Source organism: Pectobacterium betavasculorum (assembly GCF_000749845.1).
GTDB classification, from domain to species: domain Bacteria; phylum Pseudomonadota; class Gammaproteobacteria; order Enterobacterales; family Enterobacteriaceae; genus Pectobacterium; species Pectobacterium betavasculorum.
The window spans coordinates 1-2,031 of the sequence record NZ_JQHM01000041.1 but is presented as its reverse complement, the minus strand read 5'-3'; the positions used below and the strand labels follow the sequence as shown (position 1 = coordinate 2,031).

Below are 2,031 nucleotides of genomic sequence, written 5' to 3'. Positions count from 1 at the left end.
TGGTGCCGGATATGCGGGTGGCCATCTGCCTGCCGCGCGGCGTGGAAATGGTGGTGGCGGTGCTGGCGGTGCTGAAGGCGGGCGGCGCCTATGTGCCGATCGACCCGTCCTACCCTGACGACCGTATCCGTTACATGTTGCATGACGGTCGGCCGCGGGTGCTGATTACCGACGCGTCGTTGGCACCGAGGTTGCCCACAGACGAAGATCGTATTCTGTTAGTGTTGCCCGAACGGTTGACTGAGGCATGGACGCAGTTGCCGACGAATAACCCCGTCGCGCCGCTGAGTGTGTCGCCGTTGGCCTATGTGATTTACACCTCGGGGTCGACCGGTCAACCCAAAGGCGTGGCCATGCCGCATCGGGCATTGGTCAACCTGATGCATTGGCAGCGGCGGGCGCAGGAAGAAAAAACGACGCCGCGCACCTTACAGTATGCGGCGCTAGGATTCGATGTCTCTTTCCAGGAGATCTTCAGCACACTATTGTTCGGCGGCGAGCTGGTCCTGATTGATGAGTCCAGCCGACTGGATATGATCAAACTCTCGGCGCTGATTCGCCAGCGTCAGATAGAGCGGCTGTATCTTCCTTATGTAGCGCTCAAAGCGCTGGCGGCTCAGTTGCAGACCGAAACTCAGCCGATAGCGGCTCTGCAGGAGATCATTACCGCAGGGGAGCAGTTGGTTATTACCGCCTCGCTTCAACAATTGTTCGCCGGGTTGCTCTCCCACGTGCGTCTGTATAACCACTATGGGCCGACCGAAACCCATGTGGCGAGCTGTTTTGACCTGCCGTCAGCCGCGCAGGAGTGGGTTCGGTTTCCGTCTATCGGCCGCCCGATCGCCAATACTCGCATCTATTTGCTTGATGCCTTGCAGCAGCCGGTGCCGATCGGCGTCAGCGGCGAGATCTATCTGGCCGGAGATGCGGTGGCCTGCGGCTATCTCAATAATCCGGTGCTGACCGCCGAACGTTTCCTACCCGATCCCTTTGTGCTGCCTGCCGGGAATGAGCCTCAGCAGCGGATGTACCGTACGGGCGATATCGGCCGCTGGAACGAGGATGGGACTATCGCCTATCTGGGGCGCGGCGATCGTCAGATCAAGATACGCGGGTTCCGGGTCGAACTGGAGGAGATTGAAGCTCAGTTGAACACCTATGCTGGTATCGCCCAGTCGCTGGTGGTGCTGAGAGAAGATGATCCTGATAACAGTCGCCTGGTGGCCTATTTTCTGCCGGACGGCGAGGAAAACGCGGCGTGTAAGGCTGAAACGCTGCACCAATACCTCACCAGCCGCCTGCCGGAATATATGGTGCCAGCCGCCTACGTGCCGGTGAGCCGTTTCCCGGTTAGCCCTAACGGAAAGCTCGATCGCAACGCGCTGCCCGCGCCGGATGCCGCATCCTATGTCAGTCAGGAATATGATCCGCCGCAGGGTGAGGTCGAGCAGATTCTGGCCGACATGTGGAGCGAACTGCTGCAGGTGGAGCGGGTGGGGCGGCGGGATCACTTTTTCGCTCTGGGCGGGCACTCGCTGCTGGCTGTTCAGCTCGTTTCACGTATCAAAAATAGGTTGATGATCGAGGTGCCGCTACAAGATGTCTTCGCCGTTCCTCAACTGCACAGAATGGCCGATCTACTTTTGCAACATATTGATACGCAACTTCATGCATTGATGTCGAAAGAGGATTCTTTCGATCAGCGCTGAAGCAATAATGGAGGTATTAAGGTGGATGATTCAATGCATTCGGTAAAGGACAGCGACAATAAGGCGGACGATCTCGGTCAAATGACGGTATCGCAGCGGGTTGCTCTATTGGAACGGCTGCGCGCAGAGCGAAACGATCCGGCGCTGGCACTGATGCGCTGCGACCGCTCTGAGCCGATTCCCCTCTCTTTTTCTCAGCAGCGGCTGTGGTTTTTAACCCAGTTGGAGGCACGCGCCAGCGCCGCCTACCATGTCGCCGGCGGCCTGAAGCTGAGCGGCGAACTCGACCAGGAAGCGCTGCGGATGGCGTTGGATCGTATCG

2 protein-coding genes are annotated in these 2,031 nt (G+C 58.6%); both read left to right on the top strand.

Going from position 1 to position 2,031, the window contains the following annotated elements; genetic code table 11:
• The first annotated feature begins 11 nt into the window (after positions 1-11).
• Positions 12-1,709 (top strand): non-ribosomal peptide synthetase, encoded by a 1,698-nt coding sequence (locus tag KP22_RS20975; RefSeq protein WP_280513147.1) that lies wholly within the window; start codon positions 12-14, stop codon positions 1,707-1,709.
• A 33-nt stretch (positions 1,710-1,742) separates the two neighbouring features.
• The coding region (locus tag KP22_RS20970) for a hypothetical protein (protein WP_039309311.1) at positions 1,743-2,031 on the top strand (289 nt) is incomplete at its 3' end.

Excerpts from the sequence above, each read along its gene's own strand:
- KP22_RS20975 (WP_280513147.1), top strand. The coding sequence starts at position 12 with ATGCGGGTGGCCATCTGCCTGCCGCGCGGCGTGGAAATGGTGGTGGCG.